The following is a 26,243-nucleotide window of genomic DNA, read 5'->3' as shown; positions in this document are numbered from 1 at the left end:
GGTGTTGAATACATCGATCTTTATCAACCAGGCACAGCCTGCATCGATCCAAACGTACCAATTGAAGAAACGGTTGGTGCCATGCCGATATGGTAAAGAATGGATATGTGCGTTACATTGGTCTTTCTGAAGTAGGAGTAGATACAATTCGTCGCGCACACGCTGTACATTCTATTAGTTGGCTGCAAATGGAATACTCACTATTTAATAGGGGTATTGAGACCACTATTTTGCCTACTTTACGGGAATTAGGCATTTCGCTTTCGGCTTATGGTGTTCTCTCTAGAGGGTTACTGAGTGGTACATGGTCTAAAGAGAGAGTGCTAGGTTCAGATGATAAGCGCGTTAATGCGCCTCGGTTTACCAATGAAAACCTTGAAAAGAACCTAGCCCTTGTAGAGTCCTTGCGTGAAATTGCTAAAGAAAAGCAAGTAACTGTTGCGCAGCTTGCTATCGCATGGGTTCTATCTCGGGGTAAAGATGTTATCCCATTAGTTGGAGCAAGAAAAAGATCACAACTTCAGGATTCACTCGGTTCACTTGACCTGAATTTAAGTTCAGACGACCTTTTTACGAATTGACAAAGCCGTACCTCCAGAACTTGTCGCTGGTGAATACTTTCCTATACCGCGGGAGAAATGGTTTTTAAACTACCATGAAAATTAACTTCTGTAATATTCGTAAAATGGCAATACTAAAATAGACGCAGCTCATTCATTTTGAATCGTGACTGGATTAAGATGCTTTAGGTTCTTCCAACGTAACGGTGTATCCTAAGCTTTCGAGTCGTCTCAGTGAATGCCGAACGATATATTGTTGTCTCTGCTTATCAAAGTTGTCTTCGCCTAGGTCTACATACATTTCTTTTCGGGTTAAGAAATAATAAGAGATACGTAACATTGCGTGAGCGACTACAATACCAGCACGTTTCTTACCCTTTCGGGATGCTGTACGTCTATACAGTGCTCCGAGATAGTTTTTGGATCCTCTTACTGAATGAGCTGCTTCGGTTAACGCCGATCTTAAATACTTATTTCCTTTTTTAGTTTTGGCTGATTTTCTTTTTCCGGCACTTTCATTTTGCCCAGGAACTAATCCTGCCCAAGAACACATATGAGCTGCAGTTGGGAATTGTTTCTTCACATCAGTCCCAATTTCGGATAGAATTTGCTCAGCCATTCTGGTCGCTATACCAGGAATCGAATCCAATCGTGATACATCTTCTTGATGAGAGCTGACTCTGTCCGCAACTTCCGTATCAAGTATCTCGATTTGCTCAGTAAGAAAATCAATATAACCTAAAATGGTTTTTAACATGAGGCTTTGATGTGAATTGATATAGCCTTTTAGGGCGAGTTCCAGTTCTTCTTTCTTCTTCATGCTGCGTCGAACGAAGTTTGCTAGTTTTTCAGGGTCCTCTTCACCATCGGCAATGGCATCAAGCATATCTCGTGCTGAAACACCCAACACATCTGAAACCACAGATCCCAACTTAATGTTCGCGCCTTCTAACACCTTTTGGATTAGATTATGTTGTCTGGCACGCTCCTCGATAATACTTCGACGATAGCGAACGAGTTCACGCAATTCACGTTGATTTCGGTCAGGGATATAACTAGCTTTAAGTAGTCCATGGCGAAGAAGTTTGGCGATCCATTCTGCATCCTTTACATCTGTCTTGCGTCCTGGAACTGCCTTCATATGTTGGGCATTCACCACTAAAAACTCAATATCCTCGGCTTCTAGTAAATTCACAATAGGCTTCCAATAAACACTCGTGCTCTCCATGGCGACATGAGTACAATTATGTTGTTTAATCCAGTCAACCAACTGTAATAGAAATACAGTTTTAGTAGAGAACATTTGATTCTCCTTTCCTTCAGGTGTCAAAATACAGGCAGTAATATTGTCCTTATGGACATCCATACCGCATGCTCTTTCAATGACTACATCCATTGAAAACATCCTTTCTACGGCGATCATTATAATTAGAGGCTGGTGCAACAACCAGAATAGGATTAATTTACCATGTGTGCTTCCCGTAAGGGAGCGACAGTCAGTGGTGCACCGTGGTCGGTGGAGTCAGACTAACGGATGGGCTCTAACGCACCATAGTTCATTGACCTTCCTCTCCCAGCCGTAGAATCAGTATTTACGGTTCCAACCCATTTTCATTCTCTGTAGTGAAGCGCTGATTTTTGCGCTTCATGGCTGGCTAACGGGTGCAAGTGTTTAAGTACGGAGATCGCTGCGGCGATCTTTTCATTTTGTTCTAACGGAGATTAGTTGAAGAATAATTTACATTTGACTAAAAATATAAAAACATAAATTGGTCCGTGAGAGCACATGAACGTTAACACAGCCAAATAAAACATATGGTGTCTTTTTCAACGGGTGCGTTCAACAAAAGAGTGCAATACTCCAACTGAAGTAATGCTTTAAACTATCGCTCACCATATAGTTTTATACAAAATCATAAACAATCCTTATCACCAAAAATGATTTTAGTTTACCGTTATTCATGATACGGTTCTCCGTACTGTATCTAAGTGAGGTTTTTATTCACCCTCTTTACAGTACACAGCTACTAATGCTGTTTCCACACAGTTTTTAGTCCCAGAAATCACTTTCTGTTCAATACAAATAAACATTCAAAGGTCAATCCTTACTTCTTTGTTAAAACAAGTATAAAATAAATGCCTACTTCAAATACTAAAAAAAATCTATTGAAGGATATGTTTCAATTGAAAATCCATCTAAATAAAAATAACTGCCCTAACTATGAAAAAATTAAATACATCCTAAACGAATCACCAGACTTAATGTGTAGAACACTTGAAGTTGGTGGAGATTGTCTCGAAGTTATTTTTATGAAAAATTTAATTAAACATGAGTTTCTAAATGAGTATGTAATTAAATACATTCAACAACTTCCAATAGAATACATAACTTTCTCTTACTTATTGAAAAACATACCAATGGACGAAGTAAAGACAAACTTTGATGAACAAGAGGTTATCTCTTCCCTCTTAAAGGGATTCGTTTATATTTACTTATCAGTCGAAAGTAAAGCATTTATGGTAAATTGCACTAACCCTATTGAAAGGTCTATCGAGAAAGCTGAAACAGAATCATTGGTATACGGTCCTAAAATATCATTTACAGAATCATTAACTTCAAATATAAAAATTATAAGACAAAATCTAAAAGATTCTAATTTGTGTACAGATGAACTAGAAATAGGAGAACGTGCTAAAAAGCAAGTAAGAATTATATATATTAAAGATATAGCGGATGATGACATACTTAAAACACTTAAGGAAAGGTTTGAAAAAATAAAAACTGACGATATAAGTGACAGTTCAGTATTAGCACAATGTCTTGAAGATAATCATTACTCGTTTTTTCCACAGTTTATATTAACAGAGTTGCCCGATCGATTCCTCTATTCTATTTTAAACGGAAGGATTGGTGTTCTAATAGATAGAAGTCCCGTTGCCATTATAGGACCTGCTAATTTTTTATCATTTTTTGAATCAACAGAAGATATTTATTTAAGATGGTCCTTAAGTACTTTTATTAGATTTGTACGATTATTTGCTATGGTTGGGTCACTCCTCTTTACAGCATTCTATGTTGCAACCATTACCTATCACTTTGAACTTATTCCATCTAAATTGTTAATAATAATTGGTCAATCCCGTTCACAAGTTCCTTTCCCCCCTTTGCTAGAAGCACTTTTATTGGAATTTTTAATTGAATTACTTAGAGAAGCAGGGGCACGCCTTCCTTCAAAAGTAGGTCAAACAATGGGAATTGTTGGAGGGATTGTTATTGGCCAAGCAACTGTTGAGGCGGGCTTGACTAGTAATATTCTAATTATTATTGTGGCATTTAGTGCATTGGGGGCGTTTATGGCTCCAATTTATGAAATGGGAACTGCTATAAGAGTTGCCAGATTTCCTTTCATCATTCTAGCTGGTATTTGGGGATTAAATGGAATTATTATCGGTGTCTGTGTACTGATGGTCCACTTGTTAAAATTGACATCATTAAACAAACCTTATCTTGCACCTTTATACCCGTTTAGGATCGAGGATTTAAAATATTTCTTAATACGTCTCCCACATCATTTTTATATGAAACGTCCTATTGTCAATCGTCCATTAAATGCAATCCGCACCAGGTGGAAATCTAAAAAAACAGAAAAAGATTTGGATGAATTTTGAGGTGGATAATGAAATCAAATATTAGTTTTGTAAACGCCTATATTGCTTTCTTTATCATACACACTTCGCAAATTGGGATGGGCATCCTTGGTGTTCCTAGAATAATTTATCTTGAAGCTAAGCAAGATGCATGGATGTCCATTTTACTATCTGGTCTATACATTAGTCTTATCACTTGGATTATGATTAGCTTACTAAATAAATATGAAAACTGTAATCTTTATGAAATACACGAAATTTTGTTTGGTCGCTTTCTAGGTAGTATCATCAATACCTTTATTGTCATTTACTTCATTGCAGCCAATTACTCTATCATCATTGGTTATATAGAATTGTCCCTAACATGGGGCTATGAAGGGTTTTATGAATGGGGAGCCACTTTAGTACTATTATTACTAACCATTTATGCAGTATCAGGTGGATTCAGAGTAATTGCAGGGATATGCTTCTTATCCTTTATAATGACTATATGGCTGGTATTTGTGATGTATCAACCACTAGATTCCATAAAGTTTACTAGAATTTTACCCATCCTGGCTGCTTCCCCTTCAGAATTGATGAAAGGAGTCTTTAAAAGTAGTTATACCATGTTGGGTTTTGAGACTTTATATTTTATTTTTCCCTTTATAAAGGAGAAAAATAAAATACTTTTTTTCAGTCAATTAGCAGTTTGGTTTACCACCCTCCTTATTTTATTTTCAACTGTTATTTCTATATTATTTTTCAGCCCAAAAGAATTAGAAAGGCATATCTGGCCTATTGTCAGTATGATAAGTTCTGTCCATTTTCCATTTATTGAGCGTTTTGAATTTATAGCCGTTTCATTATGGATAATAGTCATTTTTCCGAATTTATGTACATACCTATTTATTTCTTCAAAAGGAGTTAAACAAATATTTCACTTAAAACAAAAACACGGAATATGGATAATTTCTATCATCATTCTTATAACCAGTCTTTTTATCACAAAAAGAGTCGACAATAACCTTTTTTTTGATCAAGTTAGTCAGGTTGGCTTTTACCTATGGTTTATCTATCCGATATTCTTATATTTCATTTCAATCATTAAATCTAAAATCTTTTCACGTTCTTAACGGAGTTGAAAAAATGAAAAAATGTTTTATTCTATTGTGTTCCCTTCTCTGCACTGCATGTATGCCCCCTGATAAAACATTAGAAAGGCAAGGGATTTCAACAATTATTGGTTATGACTTACTTGATGAGGATACATACAAAGGTACAATTAGCTTGTTACAATTCGACCGTAAAGAAGAAAAGACAAGTGTAACCATTTCTGCCGTCGGAACGACAAGCAAACAAATAAGACAAAGGTTAGAACAACAGACAAGCCACGACATTACTTCTGGACAACTAAGGACAATATTATTTGATAAAGATATGACTGAAATGTTAGGAATTGCTTCTTTTTTAGATACCATGCAACGTGACACCAGCATTGGGTCTTTAATATTTTTGGCAATTACAAACAATGCTGAGGATACGATTAATAATAATAACTATGAAGAATTCCCTGACATGGGATCATATATTTACCAATTATTAGATAAACACGAAAGGAAGGAAATGTTAATAGACTCCAACTTGCACGATTTTTTCTCCTCACTATATGATATTGGTATCGATCCTACCTTACCTATTATAGCGAATAAGAAGGGTGTAGCCCCCTATATCAATAGTGTTGCATTATTTAAGGGTGATAAAATGGTGGGTTCTATCTCTTTGAAAAAAACCTTGTTCATAAAATTATTCACTAATAGAGATGCTTTTTTGGGAGATATAACATTTAACATTCCTGTTGAGGTTTTAGAAAAAAAGGGAGTAACACTAGTCGAAAAGATAAAAGGAGATAAATTTAATATTACCATTCGCCCAATAAAGTACCGTGGAAAAATTGAATTTTCTAAAGAAGAGGCGGTAAACCTAAACGCCACTATTTCAGTTTCAACTATAGAATTACAGCCTGCTGTGACTTTTAAAAATAAGGAATCCATAAAAAAATTGGAGCAAATACTTGAGGAAGAACTAAACAAAGAATTAGGGGATATTCTTGAGGTGTTTAGGAAATTAGAAATTGATCCAATTGGCATTGGAAGAAAAATAAAAAGTATTCGAAAATATTCCAATACTAATGAAGAAGATTTGAGAGAAAAGTATTCCAGATTAAAGTTCAAACCAAATATAACGATAGAAATAAAACGAACAGGGGCAGTTGATTAGTAAAGATAATGATAAAGTCTTATTCTTCCATGTATCAATATGTAAAACCATAATTAACTACAATCCTTGTTCAACAATTGGGCCAGATTGTTGAACAAAGATCAAACAACACTTTCAACATGAGAAATTATGTAAATGATGAAAATCCATAATTGGCGGGACTGCGTGGGAATCGAACCCACCAGACCTGGCACGCAGGTCTCGAGCAGTATTGAAGTTAGAGGAAAAGTGTTATTTCAAGTTTTTTTAAGTACTTAATAGTTATTGGTAATCCTTATTCTTAAAGGCTTTTTTAGGCACTGTTATAAATTTGGTTACTAATTATTATCGGAAGTTATTTTTAGTTCGTTACCAAAATGTTACAAACTTATTTCTATTCGGAACCCGCCCTAAGTTACCGACAACATCTGCAGATCCTTTTTAAGTGGTCTGCAGATTATTTTATTTATTTTTTAATTTTTACTTTTAATCCATTACTAAATTGACCATTAATCTTTGGTATCGTAAATGATCTCAACCTTGTCAAGGACGAGTCTTGTATTCTTTCTAATTATTTATTGTTACCGACAGTTTCTATTAATCTTTATTTATAAGTTGACTTGAGGGATCTCTTTGACATTTCACATAAATAATGTTCCATATTTAATCCCCTTTCTCTAATCCACTTTTAAGACAATTATGATTTTAAATCCCTTTATAAGAAACCGTTTCATCACAAAAAAGGTGTCTTATATTACGCATCTCTATCATTCTTTTTTCTTATAAAAGGATAAGGTGTTCTTTATTAGTATTAAATAGCGATAAAGGACATCTTTTAAAAATATAAGGAATAATTGCGTAGAAAGCATCCTAAAATTCACAATAAAAAAGTAGGGAAACCTCTCACGAGGCTTCCCCCTATTTTAAACCCTATGTGCCCTACTAAGGCAGCTTTCTAACATGATACCGCCCTAATCCCCTGGGACATATGGTTTTTTACTAATATTCCATCCTGTGTTTTTACTACAAACAACATTTAATTTAATAGAACACAATAGTTCAAAATGAAAGGACCACTAGAACTATTATCTCTAAAAGATATTAACCCTGTTTTCTTGACAGCCATAGGCCAACTTAATTTTAATCTTCGACAAATAGTTGTACTTAATACTTGGCCCTTCCTCTTGAATAAATCATAATCCCTTTGCTTGGTTGAACCAATCCGAAGTAATTCTTTTTTTAGGTCTTCAAGGGTTTCTTCATTTGATTTCAACAAAACCACCCTCCATATATTTTAGATCAACACGTTTTTTATTAATTTAGTCAAGTGTTTTTTTACCAGCCAAGCTCCTCCAATTACGCCTGCATTATTTCCTAGTGTTGCAGGAACAATCTCTACACCTTGGGATACTCTTGGAAAAGTAAAGGAAAAAAACTCCTCTCTCAAATTACTCAAAAGTGCGTTACCTGCTTTTGACACTCCGCCTCCGATGACAATTTTTTCAGGATTTAAGCCATTAGGTAAATTGGCCAAAGCCAATCCCAAGTGATATGCAACTTGTTGGATTATTTGCTTCGCAAATTCATCCCCTTCGTTTGCAGCATCAAAAACTTGCTTGGCTGTTATTGCTTGATTTTCCTCATGAATTCCCCTTAATTTACTAGTACAATCATCAAAAGCTAGTCGTTTTTGAGCTAATCGGACAATTCCTGTTGCAGATGCAACGGTTTCTAAACACCCCGTTTTTCCACAATTACAAGGTAAACCATCTCTGGGAACAGAGGTAATATGATCAATTTCTCCGCCAGCTCCATTGGTACCATGTACAATCTCACCGTTGACGATAATCCCGCCTCCTACGCCTGTTCCTAAGGTGACACAGATTAAGTTCACAGCTCCTTTGCCTGCACCTTTCCACATTCCTCCTATTGCTGCAATATTAGCATCATTTTCAACAATAACTGGTAAGGATGTTTCCATTTCAAGAATTTCCCGTAAAGGAAATTTCTCCCACCCTAAATTTACCGCCACTTCAATGGAACCGTCTTCTTTATTAACGGGACCAGGTGCTCCTATTCCGATACCTATTAACTTATTTTTTTTTCATATAATTCGTTTAACTTTTGATCAATCGATTTTGAGATAGTTGTGGGAATATGCTGACCCCTTTCCCTTTTGTCCGTTTCTATTTCCGAACTTTTTATAATCTCACCATGCAAGTTAACAAATGTTTTAATGGTGGTCCCACCTATATCCACACCACCAAGCCATTTTTCTTCCATAACTATCACTCTTTTTCCCTTTTTATTTATATGATCTTTAAAACTATCATTACATTTTCTACCTAAAAAAGGGACTTGGCTTTATAAAAATAGAAGAATAGAGTGAGATTTATACATTACAGATAATCTCACTCTATAAATATCATACTATTTTATTTTCTCTGTTTTTTTATTTTCAATTCCGTCGCGGTCGATGACAATCATTTCCCAGTATTCCAAGCTTGGAAGGGTAATGACTAACTCTTCCTTCTCCCATTTATACTGAAGTTCTTTTAATTGTCCCTGGTCGGCATCCGGACTAGCTGAATAAACCTTTAAGTCAGGCAGTTCTTGTTGGCTCATTCCTATTGGGTATCGTACTGTTAATTCTTGATGCTTAATTGGTTTTGATGCTGCATTTCTCCAGTTGGAATCATTATTTAATAGATTAATGAGATGAACTACGTCATAGTCCTCAAAACCATTATTCTTGTTTTCCCTAACAATTGACCAAATAGTATTTTTCTCTCCATCTCTGCTGACTTTTAGTGGCTGGCCTTTCTCTTCGGCCTTTATCATCCGATCCGTCCCTTTACTATCAAAAAGCAGATTTTCGTAGGCAGCAAAAAACTTATAATAATCCTTCATAGATTCTTTAAGAGATTGACTCATTTTTTTACTGCGATTCGGATAATATTCATGTGCCAACATATTAGGTCCTTCATCGTATTTCTCAGCTGTACCCATTTCAATATGTGTCGCGCCCATTGCCGCGAGTCCCGCATCCATTAAACGTACCGATGGTTCATCAAATAGTCCAACGGTCATACGACGTAAATTAATAGAACCCTTTTGATTATCATCCTGTTTCAACGTAATCGTATGTTTACCTGAATCTAAACCTGGTAATACCACATATCCGTCTTCACTATAGGTATCTATATTTTTTGTAGTATTAAATGCGACCGTATACGGATTCCCTTTGTCATCTAACACTGGTTTTCCATCCACATAGATTGTTCTTACTGTGTCGGCTCCTGCATTAGAATAAGTAAATATAAAACTAGTTTCTCCTTTTTCCTTTAAATCTACGTCAAAAGTAACTTCATCCCCTGCATGTCCGAAATTTAATAACGTATCTTTATAGATTTGCATTGTAGGCAGAGAATTAGTTGATTCGGCATGATACTTTTTACTTCCGATTTGTAAATAATCTAGCTTCACCCCATCATCATCTAGATTCTCGACTCTTATGGTAATCTTATTTTTTCCTTCTTTTAAAGGAATTCCTGTCATAGTTTGATCTTTCCAATTATTACTGTAAGCAAAATTAACATCATCTATTTTCTCGTTATTTACATAAACAGAACGATTCGCCGTTCTTTTTGACGAAGAGTCATTGTTATACCTCCATGTCAAATCATACTTCCCTGCATTTGCTGTATTTACATCAAAAGTCAGGAAGTCCCCATCCTCGTTAAAGTCGTATATATAGCCTTCTGATGTCGTAATTCCATTACCTTCCGGAGCAAAAGCTGCCTCTTCGACTTGATATTCCTCATCTCCAACCAGCAAACTATCTAAATTGATATACTCTCCATTTGAAGCCAATTCAAATAACACCTCATGCTGGCCGGCAGGTACATTTGCTTTAATAGACTTTTCCACCATTGCACCGTCCCAGCCGCCTGGTGTACTGGCAAAAATATTCTCAGAAACCGTTTTCCCATCCACATATGAGTTATTTGCTGGTATTAATTTTCCATCGACATAAATATTTACCCTTGGATTATTACCGGTACGATATTTAAACCGGAGAGTATCTGTTTCTTTTTCGTTATTAACGGTAAAGATGGCCCGTTGACCTGCCTGACCAAAATTATCGGTTTTTCCAGGAGATACAGAAATGCTGCTCGTTCTAGCCTCAACAGGACTCCAGCCTAGATCGGTTTTTTCTGCTTCAATTACTTGATGGTTTACTTCCAACTGATCCACTTCAATACCTTTTTCAGTGGTTTGATCTTCCATCTTCAGTTGAATCTCATTTGTTCCTTTATAAAGATAGATTGGTACATGAACTTTGTTCCAGCCAGCGTTTGTCTGATTAAAGTGAACGATTCCTGCTTTTTTTCCATTTACAAGAAGACTACGTTCTGTTTCCGCTCCAGCATTTTTATATGTAATGGAGATTGGTAACTCTTTAGACTCATCTGAATCCACTTTGAAAGACAGATAATCTCCCTGCTGTTTAAAGTTACTAATTTGATTACTTGCTGTTTCTATTATTGGCTTCTGAGTAGGGTCCCAGCCAACAGTTGATTTTTCCGCTTGATAGCGAGAATCCCCTACCTTAAGATAATCTACTTTAGCGCCTGTATCATTTACCTTTTCTACCTTTAATACCACTTTATTTTCTCCTGCTTTTAAAGGCACTTGAATAGCTTCGGAATCATTAAATATCTCCCAGCTTCCAGTTGGTTCTAATTTAATAGAATTAGATATGAGCTCATTATTCACATACAGATTACGATTGACCACCGTTGTTCCTACACTATAGCCAAATTGAATTGGATAAGTTCCAGCCTGGGCCGACTTTACCGTAAACTCGATATAATCTCCGTCTATCTCAAAATTTTCCACATGTCCAATTTTATCAACTTTACAACTGATTAATTCTGCATCTTCAGCTTCATATTCTTTTTCAAACGAATCGTTTTTAACCACCATACTATCTACGTTTAGCCACAGATTGTTGGTGTTAAGTTGAAGCTTAATTTTATTGGTTCCTTTTTCTAAATGCAGAGATAAATTCTTATTGGCAACTGGATTTCCCCAACCTGTTTTTTCATTAAAAGTAATGGCATTCTCTACAAGTTGGTTATTAACAGATAACTTCCCTTCTGGGCTAGCCTCATTATCATGTCCATATTTGAGATCCACATTGTAGGTTCCTGATTCCGGAACATCCACTGTCCAAATAATTTGATCCTCGTCTTGTCTTCCGAAGTCCCCTACCCAGCCCGGGACTTTTTGAATACTAGAGGAAAATCGCTCTGCTTTCGGAATACCTTTCACATCTGCAGCCTCATAGTGAATTCCGGTTGCCTGCTTATAATTCATATATCCTGCAATAACCACAGCTTTTCCGCCGTTTGTCTTACGAGTATCTTCTACTACTTTAACTAGATTACGATAGTTGTCCTTGTCCTGCCAAATTTCACTGTAATCAAAATCCGTGTTAGTCGTTGGCTTAGGGACATCCTTGTAGCCTTCATTACCTCCAACCATGTTAAAGGTAACAAAATCCTTCTTACTATTATTTTTCACAAGTGAATCTTTAACCGAATTGATTAGTGAATCATAGTCCTTGGAAAAATAACGTTCCTCACCATTGTAGTCATATAAGTAATCATTATCATTTGCGCCCCATTGATCAAGATGCATTCCATCAAAGCCGAAATCGTTTACACTTCTAGCAAACTGTTTGTTAATATAAGTTTGCCAAGATGGATTACCTGGATCCTGAAGGTAAAGTCCTGTATTTGCCCAGTCAAAGATAAAACCTTCCTGATCCTGTTGAGAAGGATTGGGAAACTGGGCATTCTTCCGATACAGTCCCCATTCTTTTTTTACACCGAAATCCTGATAATTTTCCCTTGCCGCGTAGTTCATTTGATAAGCCATGGCGGCTGCATTATATTTTTGCGCAGCTTGAACCTGTTGCTTTATGGTAAGCGGAAACAGCATTCGGCCTAATAAATCTTTGTAAACTGTATTTGAACCGATTTCTTCAGTAATAAAATTTCCGTCTTTATCCAAAATCGGTTTCCCATTACTGCCCGTTTTGGAATAAACCGATACGTCATGGCGCCACATCCAATCATAAAATTGGAATCCATTTAAATAATATTCCTGTGTAAGCTGCTTCATCTTTTTATCGCTTTCAACGGCTGTCTCTTTAGGAAACTCCGTCGTATACCCGTAACGTGGATAGTGAGTCCAATCACTGGAGACATCAATTGCAGCGGTTAGCGTTTGATTGGACCCCTCGATTGAGGCTTTTACCATATAACCGCGGAAGTCATCAGCAGGTGGAGTCCAGACGATTTCTAATCCCTTTACATCCCTCTTGACCTGAATATTCTTCTTTCCTTCCGCTACCTTCTCATTTAAATGATAGACGTCCAAGTTAAGTGTACCTTTCCATTCCTTAGATGAATCGAAAAGTAGTGACATGGTCACTTTTTCCCCCGGATTATAACGGGCTTTATCTACTAAAAAGGCTTGAATTGGTTCACTTGGCAGCTGCTTTTTAGCAGCCTCATAAATATTGGGACTTGTGGCGTGAGCTTTTGTCATTGGTATCAACGGCAGAGAAGTTAGAGTCAAGTTTAATGCAACTAAACTAGCAATTGGTAATATTCGTTTCTTTTTGGATTTTTTCATGGCTTCCTCCTTAAATTCTTGAGATATTGTGAACAAAAGACTCCTTTCGAAATGAGATGATAGGTTCATTTTCTTATAGACAAAGGTAACTTGTAACCGTTAACAATACTTTTTTGGTGTCTTTTATTTTGTTCTTTAGAAGTAAACTTGATTTCGATAGTGTTTTATATTAATAGGTGAGAAATAAAAAACACCAAAAGAACTCCACGAAAAAACCCTGCCAATCAGACAGGGTTAACAAATAAGGATTATTTTATTAAATAAACTCGTGCTTCATATGGCTTCAGGCTAAATGAGGTAACAGGGACTTCTTCATTAACCTCATAGTTGCCAATTAACAGTTCAGGCTTAATAAATTTAATATCATCTGGAAATTCAATTGGTGCATCTTCACCAGAGAAATTACACAAAACCACTAATTTCTCATTTCCTAGTGTCCGCGTATACGCGTAAATCTTTTCATCAGCTTCCAAGATTAAATCGTATCTACCATAGACAATCACCTCATATTCCTTACGAAGTTTAATCAACTTTTGATAGTAATGAAAAATCGAATCTTGATCGGCAACTGCTTGAGCTGCATTGATTTCCTTGTAATTAGGATTCACCTTTAACCATGGTTTCCCTATCGTAAACCCAGCATTTTCACTGTTATCCCACTGCATCGGTGTTCTGGCATTATCACGGCCCTTTATATAAATGGCCTCCATGATTTGATTGTGATCTTCCCCGCCTTCCACCACTTTCTCCATATACATATTGTGGATTTCAATATCGTTGTAATCTTCTATTTGTTCAAAGCAGACATTGGTCATACCAAGCTCTTCCCCTTGGTAGATATACGGAGTCCCTTTCATCATATGAAGAAAGGTCCCGAGCATTTTGGCAGATTCAACCCTGTATTCCTTATCATTTCCGAAGCGGGAAACCATTCTTGGTTGATCATGGTTATTTAGATAAAGACTGTTCCATCCTTTACCTTCCAAATCATTCTGCCATTTGGACATAACTTCTTTTAGGTCAGATAACTTCCAAGGCTTTACATTCCATTTACCTCCAGGACCTGAATCCAAATCCATATGCTCAAAGGTAAAAATCATGTTCAACTCTGTTCCTTCATTGTTTGCATACTTTATGGCATCTGCGGTAGTGGCCCCAGGGCATTCACCAACGGTTATAATGTTATATTTTGAAAGAACTTCCTGATTCATTTCTTGCAAATACTCATGGACACGCGGACCATTCATAAAGAAATCTCCGCCCCAGTCGTATGGTTTTCCCCCAGGAGCACTCGGAAGTCCATCCACTTTTGAAATCAGGTTAATCACATCCATTCGGAATCCATCAATCCCCTTATCCAGCCACCACTTCATCATGTCATAAATTTCTTTTCTAAGCGTAGGGTTTTCCCAATTCAAATCAGGCTGCTTTTTGCTGAACAGGTGTAGATAATATTCTTCCGTTGCTTCATCATATTGCCATGCTGAGCCGCTAAAGAAAGAGGTCCAATTATTCGGTTCTGTCTCGTCCTTGCCCGGCCTCCAGATATAATAGTCACGATATGGGTTATCCTTTGATTTACGCGACTCGACAAACCAGTGATGCTCATCCGATGAATGGTTCACAACTAGATCCATCATCAGTTTCATATCACGTTCGTGTAGCTGTTTCAATAGCTCGTCCATATCTTCCATCGTACCAAACTCATTCATGATTTTTTGATAATCACTGATATCATACCCATTGTCATCATTTGGGGACTGATAAACTGGTGACAGCCAAATGACATCCACACCTAATTCTTTTAGATAATCTAGTTTAGAAATAATTCCACGGAGATCTCCGATTCCGTCTCCATTGCTATCCATGAAGCTTCGCGGATAAATTTGATAAACGACACTATTTTTCCACCATTGCTTTTCCATCTTTATCTTCCTTTCTCTTTCAGAAGTTGGTTATCTATTTCCTTGGCTGCAAGAGACATTCCCTCTTTAGCGCCAATTTGGTCAAGGATGATCATCCTAATATATTTTATATAAATTTCTTCAATCTCGGCCCAATTAGCCAAGGGTGGTAATGAAAAGGAATTCTCTAAACCTGCAATATAACTATCTATGTAACCAGCCTCTTTAATCGATTCTTTTATATTCACCCCTTTTGCAGTGGGCATAAGGCCTGTTTTCATTAAAAGCTTTTGTGGCTCCGAAGTGGCCATCCATTTGACAAATGTCCAACTAGCTTTCGGATTCGTGGCTCCTTTCATGATGACAAGATTCTCTCCACCAAGAATAGACCCTTTTCCGTTTGTAACAGGAAACGGAACTGAGATAGTATTTTTCATAATTTCTTCAAGCTTTTGAGGAGATTGAATACTATAAAACCAAGGACCTTCATCAATCATTAAATACTTTCCATCGATAACGCCCTCCCAAGTATCCGAATTCCCTGATGCGTTAAAGAGGATGCGTAATTTCTCAGCGGCTTGAATACTTTTGGGACTGTTTAAATATCCTTCTGCCTTTTTTAAATCGGGACTTAGTATTTTCCCGCCAAACCCATAAAAGTAAGGCAGACTTTCCCAAGCCGTATATCCAGTCAGACCTATACGGTAGTTGTTCTTGAGAATCAAATCCAGTAATTCATCCATATTACCAGGAGGACTAGTATATCCAACATTTTTAAGGAGCTGGCGATTGAAAATGGCCACCTTCGTATTAGTATTAAGGGGGAGGCCGTAATATTTTCCGTTAAGAAGGTTTGATTTTAATGGTGCCTCAAGAAAACCTTCCTTTACCTGAGTAAAATCATTGAAATCACTGACAGAATAGATTTGTCCCATCTTTGCAAAAAATGGAACCCATGAAATATCCATACGGACGATATCAGGAGGTCTCTTGGCTGATGCTCTTGCTAGAAGTGTCCACTTTAATTGTTCACCATATGGCTGACGGACAGGCTTGACATCAATATCGGGATGCTGTTTTTCAAATAGAGGAATGACCTCGTTTTCAAATACTTTTGTTTCCTCTTCACTATAAGTATGCCATACAATAATTTCTTCCTTCTTTTTGTCCGCTTTTGAAAGAGAATGGCTTCCATACATAATCGATTGGTTATTACAGCCTGAGATAAACAACAATCCTGCTAATACGATTCCTAAAAGCCTCCAATTCAAAACCAGCATCCTCCTTCCGTATCAGATATGTCGAAGTTTCAAACTTAAAATGGACTCTGATTTTTTGAACGGAAATCAATTGGTGTTGATCCTATTAACTTCTTAAATAGCTTGCTAAAATACTTTACATCGTTAAACCCGGATTGTTCTGCCACTTCATACACCTTTAATGAGGTATTTTCTAATAGTTCTTTTGCCTTCTGTATCCGTAGATTCATCACATAATCGATAAAATTTTCACCGATTAACTGTTTAAACAAGACACTAAAATAATTGCGGCTGATATGGACATGACTGGAGACCAACTGCAATGTCAGTTCTCCTGTATAATGACCATGAATAAAATCAAGAGCTTTTTGCATGATAGCATTGTCAGCATGCGGATGATGACGCTTTTGCTGGCCCAACTCGACATATTCTTCTATCTGCAGCAGCAGTGTACTCTTGATTTCATCTAACGTTTCTATCTTCTTTATCTGCTCATATTTTTCCATTAATGTATCAAAATCCAACTGTTTCATGAACAGATGACCGAAAATCTCACAGGCATCATTTTTTATTTCCATTGGAAGAGCCATTTTCGACTCCCATTCTTGAAATCGGTTCGTTAAAAAGTCCATTAGTCTTTGTTTGTCATAAGGCAATAGAATTGGATGTAGCCACTCAATATCCAGTGAAGTCAATTTTCCCGCTTTAAATGATTCATAGCGGAATATAGATTCATTTGAATGAAAAAACCTTTGTTCAGAAGCTAATCGACTTCTTTCAAAACCCTTTTTTACAGATAATAGATCTTGAATCATTTCGAAGCCAACCGTAAAGCTAGAGTTTGTTTCCTGTTCGAGTTCCTCTTTTAATTTTCCGATAACCACATACGGATCTACTTTTGTGTTTAATAGAAAAAACATTTGATTCTCATTTACTGGAAAACAAATTCCCTCATCCATATTGTTATAAAAATAATTCTGAACATCTTCTAAAATCATTGTTTTATATAAAAAACCATACTGTTCTTCTAACATATCATTATGATTAAGTGTCATGGTTGACAAAAGGAATGGTTCCTTTAGCCAGCTCACTTTTTGATGGAGTTCCTCAGAAGAAGCGTCCTCAAGAATAACTTTTTTAATAGCCTGCTCTAGACTTTTTCGTTCCCTTATAAAAGTGGTTTGATTCACAAGTGCCAGTTTTTCTTCGACCATCCGATCCATTTTGATCATATCCACACACTTCTGAATTAGCTTGGTGAAATCCTCTGGTTCTAAGGTAGGTTTTAATACATAATCTACAGCACCTAACTGTAAGCCTTCCCGAACGTAATCAAAGTCGGTATAACTGCTAACGAGAATCACTTTTAACCGGGGAAAAAGTTGGAGCATTTCCTTCATTAATATAAGGCCATCCATAACAGGCATTTTAATATCTGTAATTAATAAATCAAGGGTTATGCCCTCTACTGCTTTAAGGGCTTCCTCTCCGTTTGGGTAATCTCCTACATAATGAAGGCCCTCCCTTGTCCAATCAACAGAGGCCTTTAAACCATATCGTATTACTGGTTCATCATCTACTACCATGACGTTATACATGCTTTCCACCCCCATCTTTAGGGAATAATTCTAAAGTAACCAAAGTCCCATGTTCTCCACTTTTAATCGTTACAGTTGATACTGGTGAAAAATAAAGCCGAACCGAATCGTACACATGATTCAACCCGATACCTAAAAATGAATTTTTGGTTTCCCCTTTTCGCCTGATTTGGTCTAATCTATCTTTTTGAATTCCGATTCCATTATCATGTACTTCAATTTTTACACCATTGTTTAAGGTACTTGCTTTAATCGATATGTTTCCAGATTTCCCAGTAGGAACCAGGCCATGGAAGGCTGCATTTTCTACAATAGGTTGAATAAGCATCCTAGGAATAACAAATACTTCGGTTCCTGCTTCGATAGTCAGCTGTAAATCAAAAGTCTGATCATAGCGGATTTGTAGAATAACAAGGAATCGTTCAATAATTTCTAACTCTTGATGGAGCGTGACAAAGTTACCATTCTTCCCCATGCTCGCTTCAAGCAAACGACTTAATGCAGATAAAGCGGTATTTGCTTTATCTGTTTGCTTAAATTGTACAAGCCATCGGATGGTAGTAAGGGTATTAAATAGAAAATGTGGATTGATCCGATGTTTAATTGCCCTTAGTTCAGCTTCTGTCTTAAGACTTTGCTCCTCTTTTACTTGCTCCAGTAATTGATCAACTTGTTTCGTCATCTGGTTAAATTGGTCACTCATCAACCCAATCTCATCATTTGAATTAACTTCGGAGCGAACTTTAAAATTCCCTTTTCCGACCTGCCTCATTTGCTCCGTCAGTTTTTTTATCGGTTTTGTGACCTTATTGGTTGCAATTAAACCAAAAACAACAGCAAATAGAGTAAATAAGATCGAAATTAATATGGTAATTTGCTGGAGCTTTGTCAACTCACCCGTAATTTCCTTAATAGGCACAATCCCCACCAATGACCAGCCATTCGACAATGGTTGTTTCACTCCATAAAATAGTTCATCATTGTTCTTAAATTCAAATTCATCAGTATTTTTATTTTGAATATGCTTGAACAAATCAGGATTTTCAACAGTCTTGTTGATTTTATCCATATTGGAATCAATCATGATTTGACCCTTGTCGTTAACAACAAAAAAATGGCCTGTTTTTCCAAGCTTTAATTGTTCTATTTTATTCAGGATTGATTTACCGTCCAGATTCACCTGTATATAAGCGATATTCCCCATGTTAGTAAAGTCTTTCATAACCCTAGTGACTGGCAGAACAAGCTCCGTATTCTCACCAGCCCCGCTAAATAAATCATATTGGAGCCCCCGCCAAACGAGGGCCCCATCTTTCTTCTTGGATTCCTGAATCCAATCGAAATCTACGAGATGATATTTGCTCAATTTAACAGGTGAAAAAGTTCCGCTCCCCCAGCTCGTTCCCTCTTCTTTTAATATATAGAGAATTCGAACAAAGGAGCTTGAAAAAATTTGTGAATTTAAAAAAGTTTTTATTTCATCATAATTCTGTTCTTTATCAATCCGAGAAAGTTGGGGTTCCCGGTCCATTTTGACCATTTCCTGAAGCCGCTTGTTACTATACAGAAGATCCGACATATCACTTCCTACCGACAAAGCGAATGATAGGGATTCAGCCGCCTGGGTAGATGTCTGAAGAGAAGATTCCCTGACATTTTCTTTCACAATGTTAGAGGAAGAGATAAAATAGAATACACTTATGAACGAAGTAGGAATCAATATCCCAATACAAATAGCAAGGATAACCTTCGTAGAAAACTTTTTAATTAGTGGCTTCTTGTTCATATGATCCCTTCTTTTCTTCCATTCATCTGTATTCCATGTTACCGCTTCAATCAATATGGTTCAACCGCGATTTAACTAAAATAGTTATCTATCATTAATTGGTAAATAATTCTTGACTAGTTTGCCTCTTTTTCAATTCAGCTCTCATACTTTTCTCATAAAAATAAGTCGATAGAAGAGCGACCAACCCAGGCAAAATAAAGAGTAATAAAGGTGGAAAGACCATCCACATGATATAAGCAGCTGCGAATATCTCAAAAATCATAAGAAGCCCATTGAAAGGATATTTGAGCAATAACATCATGCTATTGCTTAAGTATGCCTTCAAAGGTAATTCCTGGTCGACAAGAAAACTATAAACGTACAGGAAGAAAAATGGGGTCACAATGGCCAGAGCATAAAAGAAGGTCGCCAATATAGGAGAAAGCCCTGCATAATACCTTATGGATAAGTAAAATACAGTTAATACTGCGGTATTAATAATCCCAAAGATCATACTTTTTACGTATTCCCTTGTGTAATACTTCCAGAAAAACTTAAAAAACGGAAGCTCATCGTAACCTTTTATATATTTTCTTGCCAGTGCCAAGGTTGTCACAGTCGCTGGGATTGCCACAAATGGAAAAAGGATTAGGCCTGTGATGCCCATCATATGAACGGTAGCTACATCAGGTGCCCCCCAGAGATACGCTCCTATTAATATATATGGGACATTTAAGAGCCACCAAATCCCCGTCAGTTTTAGAATCGTATAGAGCGAATTCATCAAATGGTTACTGTGTTGAAATAAGTTCATTTGCATGTCCCCTTAAAAAAGGCTATTCCTTAACAGAACCGATTACTAATCCGCTTGTAAAATATTTCTGTAAAAACGGATAGATTAATAGTACAGGAATTGTAGAAACCACAATCTTCGCGGCATTTAATGTTTGATTTGAAATTTCAGCTACAGCTTTTAATTGAGACACATCTGTAATTTTTGTTACGTCGATGTTTAGTTGTTGAATATATGTTTGCAATGGATAATTAGCCGCTTTGTTAATATAAAGCAAACCACTAAAGTAGTCATTCCAATGACCTACAATTGCAAAAAGTGAAATAGTGGCCAACGCTGGCAGTGAAATAGGTAAATAAACTTTGAATAAGACTTTTAATTTTGTCGCCCCATCCATAATTGCCGCTTCTTCCAATGAACTTGGAATACTCTTAAAAAAGTTCATAAGTAGGATAATGTTAAAGATTGGTACTGCACCTGGCAATACAAGCGACCAAATGGTATCAAGCAATCCTAAGCTCTTTACAACTAAGAACGTTGGGATCATCCCACCGGAAAAAAGCATTGCAAAAATTAATAAATTCATATAAATATTACGTGATCTAAATTGCTGCTTACTTTTTGACAATGGATAAGCCATCAAAATTGTTAACAACATATTAAGGGCCGTCCCTAGGACCACTCTTTCTACCGATATCATAAACGATCTCCAAAACTGTGTATCACCTAAGAGCACTTTATAAGCACCGACATTAAAATTGACAGGCAGTAACCCCACTTCATTTGCTTGGGCCGCAACTCGGTCGCTAAAAGAGATAGATACCATGTTAAGTAAAGGTAATACACATAGGGCTGTCACTAATAAAAGAGTAACCCAGATACATATATCAGCAATCCTGCTTCCAAGTGGTTTAGAGCGTTTAGATATTTTCAACCCTCTCCCCCATGTAATAGCCATCTGACTGGAGACTGTTTTTGGTTTCATTGGATCTGACCCTCCTTTTAAAAAATCCTCATGTTTGCAAGTTTTTTAGATAATTCGTTGGCTGATAAAATGAGGACGCAGCTTACCACTGATTTTAATAAGCCAATGGCTGTTGCAAAACTATATTGTTGACCTATGAGACCAATTCGGTAAACATAAGTATCAATGACATCCCCAGTTTCATAGACAATCGGATTATACAAGGCAAAAATCTGGTCAAAACCAGCGTTTAAGATATTCCCCAAATTGAGTGCGGTAATCAACATAATGGTTGGTAAAATACCTGGTAAGGTGACATGCAATAATTGCTTAAAACGATTCGCACCATCCATTGAAGATGCCTCATATAGCCCTGGGTCAATCCCCGTTAACGCGGCCAAATAAACAATGGCACCATAGCCAAAACCTTTCCATACATCGGTTGAAACAATGATACTTCTAAACCACTCGTTGCTCCCTAAGAATAAAATTGGCTTATGTCCAAACGCCTGTAAGAAATTATTTACTGGTCCATGATAGTCAAAAATGTTTATAAAAACGGCTGCTAAAACGGCCCACGATAAAAAGTTTGGTAAATAAACAATCGTTTGAATCGATTTCTTTGCCCATTTCAATCTAATTTCGTTTAATAGTAAGGCAAATATAATGGGTACCAGCGTTCCTAGAATAATCTTACCAACTGCTATCACAAGAGTATTCCTTAGTATCTTCATACTATCTGGAATTTCAAGCATATATTTAAAGTTTTCAAAACCGACCCATTCGGATCCAAAAACACCTTTAGCAGGAACATAATCTTCAAATGCCATAATGATTCCAAACATTGGTATAAAACTAAAAATAATCAAAAAAATCATGCCTGGTGCCAACATTAGATGATACTCCAGCTGCCCACCACGTTTTTTCATGTCCATCGCACCCTCTTCTTAGAATAATGATTTTAAATGGGTACAAATCAAGATTTGTACCCATTTGTAGATTACTTTTCTTTAATGGCTTCCGAAACTTCTTTCGTAATTTCAGTACCGCCTGTTTTCTTCCAGTTTTCAACAAACTTATCAAAGTAATCTAAGTCTTTCTCACCTGTTACAATCTTTAAGAACGCCTCATCTTCTAACTTTGTTAAATTAGCCCATTTTAACTTCATGCTTTTGGTCTGGCCAAAGAAAACTGGATTTACCTCATTTATTTTTGTTTCAGCCATTAACTTACCCGCTACCACTCTGGAATTATAAGCACTCCATTGATTAGCGTCTGCCTTCGCTGGGTCTTTTAAATAATCTGTGATCTTTTGATAGGATGATAGATCATCTAGTGATAATGTTTTAGGATCTTTTTTACCTTCAATGGCAGCATTAATATTTTCATACATTTGTGCTGTTGCATCATTAAAGTTAACCATGATATTTACTGGTGCCCCACGGTCTCCGCCAAATTTAATGAAATCTACTACAGGCTGGTAATTACGGTCTTCTTGACGCAGCTTATCATCTAATGCACTAACTAATTTAGGAAGTACTTCTGGATGTTTAAAACCTTTTCTTACAACATAGAATTCAGATGCCGGGTTTTGTGTATAAGCTGTGATGGTGCCACTACCATCTTTTGAAATGATAAATGGTGCCCATTCAGCATTTGGATTTTTCTGTTTGGCAGAATTCAAAGGATAATCTGGGGTCCACCATGGTCCAAAGTACGCACCTGTCTGACCTCCAATGATCAAATCTTCAATACTTTTACGTACTGCTATTTGAGGATCGATTAGACCTTTTTTGTACCAATCAGCCAGTTTGCCTAACCCTTGTTTTGTTTCTTCTGTAATTGATCCATAAACTACCTTGCCATCTTGTTCAATCCATTGACGCGGGAATGAATCATAAGTTTGAAGGATATTGTCCGCTTGGAACAGTGATCCGTACATTCCACCAATACTTGGGGATAGCGCTAAACCTACTGTAATTCCTTTCCCATTACCACCTGGATCTTTTTGGGTAAATTCAGTTAAGATTTTCTCTACGTCATCCAACGTCTTTGGTCCTTTTAAGCCAAGCTTATCCAACCAATCTTGGCGGAGCCAAAGCATAGTTGGGATGTTTGCATTTTGTGTTGATGGCAGGGCCATTAGTTTACCATCGAATGTAGCAGCTTCCAATGCACGACCATCGTATGAATCATACATATCTTTTACTAAGTCAGAAGTACTTGATTCATACACATCTGTTAGATCGGCAATTAATTCATTATCGACCAACTGACGTAATGTTGCAGCATCAACAGCCATAATGTCAGGTATATCACCTGATGCAACAGCCATGGAAACTTTCTGTTTGTAGGCATCTCCATCTTGTGCCTCAAACTTATTTTTACTTTGAATATTAAGCGTTTCCTTTAAGTATTTTGTATAAGCATTGTCTTCGTATGTTTGTCCTGAAGGTAATTTTGCAATACCAGGTGTGGACTTCCCTACCGTATAATTGACTGTTTCTTTATATTTCCCGAATGGTTTTAATTCTTCTTTGGTGGCTATTGGTTTTGTATCTGTATCTCTAGAAGAACTTGAGCCAACCGAGCATCCTGCCAAAATTCCAAATGACATCATGGTTACTGCAGCAATTGAAAAAACTTTTTTCATGATTGTTTCCTCCAACTCATTGTTTCAAATCAGTTAACTAAACTGCTAGCTTTTTAGAGAATCTTCCCTTAAATCTAATAGAAAAAATTTGCGGTATTCAACTTAGTCCAATAATGTACCGCTTACAAAGCTTCATAAAAATAACACTAGTACAAATGTAATGGATTTAACTTTATCATTCGGTTCCCCCTTACTATGTATTTATAAGTTAATTATGATTCTAAAACCCCATTCAGGAAACCGTTTCCATCATAGAGAAGGTGTCTTATATTACGAACATCTCTACCTCGTTTTCCCATAAAAAGGATTTAGTGTTTTTTATTAAATTTAATAGAGATAAAAAACTCCTTTTTTTATTCGTTTCTAGTAGGAATTGTAAAAAACATAAAATTTTACATAAGAAAAAGCCTCCAAACTATGTAATTTGAAGGCTTTGAATAAACTTAGGTTTCTTGGGGTTCAAATACATACACTTGATGAATGAAATGCTTTAATGCATAATACGCTCTTCTGTAAAACAGTCATTCCATAAAAGATTGTATTTCCTATTTCCCAAGGTCTTGTGGTTATACAAGTAATACTGCCCCAAATAAGTAAAAGATCGCCGCAGCGATCTTGACTTTAACTCCCATATTTTTAGTAAGATGTGTTTTTAAAAATGGGCAACGCTTACACGTTACCCCTTTCTTTTCTAAGCTTTTTTTATTTTTAACATCGAGTTAGCATTTTTCTGAAATTCATATGGTACTTTGACTTCTTCAACCATACAGCCATTGTCAGTCAAATAACCTATTATTTCATCTAATTTCTCGTATCTGTTTCCCTGTAAATCAACTAAAGGAAAAATTCGAACTTCCTCTTTCGTTATCCTTAAGAACTCAGTTAACGGTTCGATGTGAATTGATAATCTAAACGATCCGCATACATAAATAGAAAATGTGCAGATAGAAGAATATCAAATTGTTCATCCTTAAACGGTAAAATAGGTAGAGGAACGGGAATGTATCTTTCTCTGGATTCTATCATATGGTTGGTACAATCTTGTAAGGCACTTAAACGATTATTTCTAAGTCCTTCTATATCCTTGAAATAATCCCATTTATAATTGTTATGGGCTTTTTCCATATGCTCCATCGCGTGTTCAATATCCTGAAGACCTTTATTTTTTAGGTCTTCACCTGAGTGATAATAAGCAATATCGCACGCTGTTACATCTAAATCTGATTTGTTACCAACAGCAGTATATGAACAAGCTCCTGCTGGACAATCAAGTATTTTCTTTCCTTTTAGTTCTTCCTCTGAAAGAGAAAACATATCAAAATACTCTTCGAATGTTCTCCCAATAAAAACAATTCTTTCTAAACCGAACTTTATACTCTGCTCTACATTACTCAACTAAACTCACCTCATCAAAAAGCATTACATTCCCAGTTTCATAACCAAGTTGGTTCCTATAATTATTTTGCTGTGACCTTTAAATTATCCTTGAATTGTAGGTTTTGCCAAACCCTCAGTTTGTTTGAAGGCCATAAATCGCTCAAACATTTCAAACAGAGTCATCTTTTGCTCAGTTTGTTTGAACCGTTTAATATTCTGATTACTTCTTGAACCTTTTCGCTGAGTTTTCCTTACGGGTTGCATAAAAAAATCCACCCTTCTTACAAGAATTTGGTGGATTTGACACACTGGTACACACAAAATCAGTCGCACTTGTACTATGTAATTTTTAGAAAAAATACTGGTGACTTTTTAACTTTAACTCATTTTTCAAACAGTCGGTAAAACAAAGATGAAAAACAGTCGAAACCCTTGATATATCTGGGTTTAGTTGGCGGGACTGCGTGGGAATCGAACCCACCAGACCTGGCACGCAGGTCTCAAGCAGTTTTGAAGACCACGTAATACAATCCGCTTAATCATTCCGTTCAATCAGCGTTAACCTCAACGTTAAATCAACGCTTTACACAGTTTTCGGTCAATCACCGTTACAGTTTTCGTTCGTCCTTTACGGTCTTATAATAGTTGAAAGGTAGCGAAAATGTCAAGATTCGAAAACCGTACGCCAACGATGTCCGCAAATATAAAAATTTTGAATTCGCTAGTTTGCATTTACACAAAAAGTAAAAAATCGTAAAATTAACCAAAAGAGT

Annotated in this window: 15 protein-coding genes, 1 tRNA gene and 2 pseudogenes; 4 read left to right on the top strand and 14 right to left on the bottom strand. The window is 36.5% G+C overall.

The annotated features are described in order from the left end of the window. Positions 1-89: 89 nt before the first annotated feature. Positions 90-581 carry an aldo/keto reductase gene (locus tag COJ96_RS07155; RefSeq protein WP_257148457.1) on the top strand — a complete coding sequence of 164 codons (492 nt, stop codon included), beginning with the start codon at positions 90-92 and terminating at the stop codon, positions 579-581. A gap of 154 nt (positions 582-735) precedes the next feature. Here COJ96_RS07155 and COJ96_RS07150 read toward each other — a convergent pair whose 3' ends face one another. After that, positions 736-1,956, bottom strand: a complete 1,221-nt coding sequence (locus COJ96_RS07150; protein ID WP_098572266.1) for an IS110 family RNA-guided transposase — start codon at positions 1,954-1,956, stop codon at positions 736-738. 779 nt (positions 1,957-2,735) lie between these two features. On the opposite strand from COJ96_RS07150, the gene COJ96_RS07145 reads away from it, so the two are divergent. Genes COJ96_RS07145 through COJ96_RS07135 form a run of 3 tightly spaced genes read left to right on the top strand, consistent with a single transcriptional unit; the run spans position 2,736 to position 6,467 of the window. Next, the gene (locus COJ96_RS07145; RefSeq protein WP_098572265.1) at positions 2,736-4,229 is read left to right on the top strand and encodes a spore germination protein; all 1,494 of its coding nucleotides are present in this window, start codon (positions 2,736-2,738) and stop codon (positions 4,227-4,229) included. 8 nt (positions 4,230-4,237) lie between these two features. Continuing rightward, positions 4,238-5,323 (top strand): GerAB/ArcD/ProY family transporter, encoded by a 1,086-nt coding sequence (locus COJ96_RS07140; RefSeq protein ID WP_098572264.1) that lies wholly within the window; start codon positions 4,238-4,240, stop codon positions 5,321-5,323. Between the two features lie 13 nt (positions 5,324-5,336). Further along, the gene (locus COJ96_RS07135; protein ID WP_098572263.1) at positions 5,337-6,467 is read left to right on the top strand and encodes a Ger(x)C family spore germination protein; all 1,131 of its coding nucleotides are present in this window, start codon (positions 5,337-5,339) and stop codon (positions 6,465-6,467) included. 1,015 nt (positions 6,468-7,482) lie between these two features. On the opposite strand, the gene COJ96_RS07130 is transcribed toward COJ96_RS07135, so the two are convergent. The 13 genes and pseudogenes from COJ96_RS07130 to COJ96_RS28505 form a co-directional block, all read right to left on the bottom strand. Continuing rightward, positions 7,483-7,719: a hypothetical protein gene (locus tag COJ96_RS07130; protein WP_098572262.1), complete on the bottom strand. Its 237-nt coding sequence runs from the start codon at positions 7,717-7,719 to the stop codon at positions 7,483-7,485. A 21-nt stretch (positions 7,720-7,740) separates the two neighbouring features. Then, positions 7,741-8,729: pseudogene (locus COJ96_RS07125) on the bottom strand (ROK family glucokinase). 147 nt (positions 8,730-8,876) lie between these two features. Beyond that, positions 8,877-13,154: a glycoside hydrolase family 66 protein gene (locus tag COJ96_RS07120; protein ID WP_180230014.1), complete on the bottom strand. Its 4,278-nt coding sequence runs from the start codon at positions 13,152-13,154 to the stop codon at positions 8,877-8,879. A 248-nt stretch (positions 13,155-13,402) separates the two neighbouring features. Continuing rightward, positions 13,403-15,079 carry a glycoside hydrolase family 13 protein gene (locus COJ96_RS07115; protein ID WP_098572260.1) on the bottom strand — a complete coding sequence of 559 codons (1,677 nt, stop codon included), beginning with the start codon at positions 15,077-15,079 and terminating at the stop codon, positions 13,403-13,405. Between the two features lie 2 nt (positions 15,080-15,081). Then, positions 15,082-16,329, bottom strand: coding sequence for an extracellular solute-binding protein (locus COJ96_RS07110; RefSeq protein ID WP_180230013.1), 1,248 nt, complete (start codon positions 16,327-16,329; stop codon positions 15,082-15,084). 44 nt (positions 16,330-16,373) lie between these two features. Then, on the bottom strand, positions 16,374-17,915 hold the full coding sequence (locus COJ96_RS07105) for a response regulator transcription factor (RefSeq protein WP_180230012.1): 1,542 nt from the start codon (positions 17,913-17,915) through the stop codon (positions 16,374-16,376). Further along, a complete protein-coding gene (locus COJ96_RS07100) occupies positions 17,908-19,701 on the bottom strand; it encodes a cache domain-containing sensor histidine kinase (RefSeq protein WP_098572257.1) in 1,794 nt (597 codons plus the stop codon). The genes COJ96_RS07105 and COJ96_RS07100 overlap by 8 nt, the downstream gene beginning before the upstream one ends. 94 nt (positions 19,702-19,795) lie before the next feature. Then, positions 19,796-20,497 (bottom strand): YesL family protein, encoded by a 702-nt coding sequence (locus COJ96_RS07095; RefSeq protein WP_180230011.1) that lies wholly within the window; start codon positions 20,495-20,497, stop codon positions 19,796-19,798. 22 nt (positions 20,498-20,519) lie between these two features. Beyond that, complete coding sequence (locus COJ96_RS07090; RefSeq protein ID WP_098572274.1) at positions 20,520-21,434, bottom strand: carbohydrate ABC transporter permease; 915 nt, start codon at positions 21,432-21,434, stop codon at positions 20,520-20,522. 44 nt (positions 21,435-21,478) lie between these two features. Continuing rightward, entirely contained in the window at positions 21,479-22,369 is an 891-nt protein-coding gene (locus COJ96_RS07085) for an ABC transporter permease (protein WP_098572273.1), read from the bottom strand. Positions 22,370-22,440: 71 nt separating this feature from the next. Next, positions 22,441-24,093, bottom strand: a complete 1,653-nt coding sequence (locus COJ96_RS07080; RefSeq protein ID WP_098572255.1) for a type 2 periplasmic-binding domain-containing protein — start codon at positions 24,091-24,093, stop codon at positions 22,441-22,443. Between the two features lie 691 nt (positions 24,094-24,784). After that, a pseudogene (locus COJ96_RS07075) lies at positions 24,785-25,488 on the bottom strand (SAM-dependent methyltransferase). 434 nt (positions 25,489-25,922) lie between these two features. Further along, positions 25,923-26,004, bottom strand: a tRNA-OTHER gene (locus tag COJ96_RS28505). Positions 26,005-26,243: the final 239 nt, after the last annotated feature.

The sequence above is a fragment of the Bacillus sp. AFS073361 genome (assembly GCF_002567005.1).
Taxonomy (GTDB): domain Bacteria; phylum Bacillota; class Bacilli; order Bacillales; family Cytobacillaceae; genus Neobacillus.
Note: the sequence above shows the minus strand (reverse complement) of the source record. Positions and strands in the feature narration are given on the sequence as shown.

Bases quoted from the DNA above. Each gene is read 5' to 3' on its own strand.
- COJ96_RS07155 (WP_257148457.1), top strand. From the start codon at position 90: ATGGTAAAGAATGGATATGTGCGTTACATTGGTCTTTCTGAAGTAGGA.
- COJ96_RS07150 (WP_098572266.1), bottom strand. From the start codon at position 1,956: ATGGATGTAGTCATTGAAAGAGCATGCGGTATGGATGTCCATAAGGAC.
- COJ96_RS07145 (WP_098572265.1), top strand. From the start codon at position 2,736: ATGTTTCAATTGAAAATCCATCTAAATAAAAATAACTGCCCTAACTAT.
- COJ96_RS07140 (WP_098572264.1), top strand. From the start codon at position 4,238: ATGAAATCAAATATTAGTTTTGTAAACGCCTATATTGCTTTCTTTATC.
- COJ96_RS07135 (WP_098572263.1), top strand. From the start codon at position 5,337: ATGAAAAAATGTTTTATTCTATTGTGTTCCCTTCTCTGCACTGCATGT.
- COJ96_RS07120 (WP_180230014.1), bottom strand. From the start codon at position 13,154: ATGAAAAAATCCAAAAAGAAACGAATATTACCAATTGCTAGTTTAGTT.
- COJ96_RS07115 (WP_098572260.1), bottom strand. From the start codon at position 15,079: ATGGAAAAGCAATGGTGGAAAAATAGTGTCGTTTATCAAATTTATCCG.
- COJ96_RS07105 (WP_180230012.1), bottom strand. From the start codon at position 17,915: ATGTATAACGTCATGGTAGTAGATGATGAACCAGTAATACGATATGGT.
- COJ96_RS07100 (WP_098572257.1), bottom strand. From the start codon at position 19,701: ATGAACAAGAAGCCACTAATTAAAAAGTTTTCTACGAAGGTTATCCTT.
- COJ96_RS07095 (WP_180230011.1), bottom strand. From the start codon at position 20,497: ATGAACTTATTTCAACACAGTAACCATTTGATGAATTCGCTCTATACG.
- COJ96_RS07090 (WP_098572274.1), bottom strand. From the start codon at position 21,434: ATGGCTATTACATGGGGGAGAGGGTTGAAAATATCTAAACGCTCTAAA.
- COJ96_RS07085 (WP_098572273.1), bottom strand. From the start codon at position 22,369: ATGAAAAAACGTGGTGGGCAGCTGGAGTATCATCTAATGTTGGCACCA.
- COJ96_RS07080 (WP_098572255.1), bottom strand. From the start codon at position 24,093: ATGAAAAAAGTTTTTTCAATTGCTGCAGTAACCATGATGTCATTTGGA.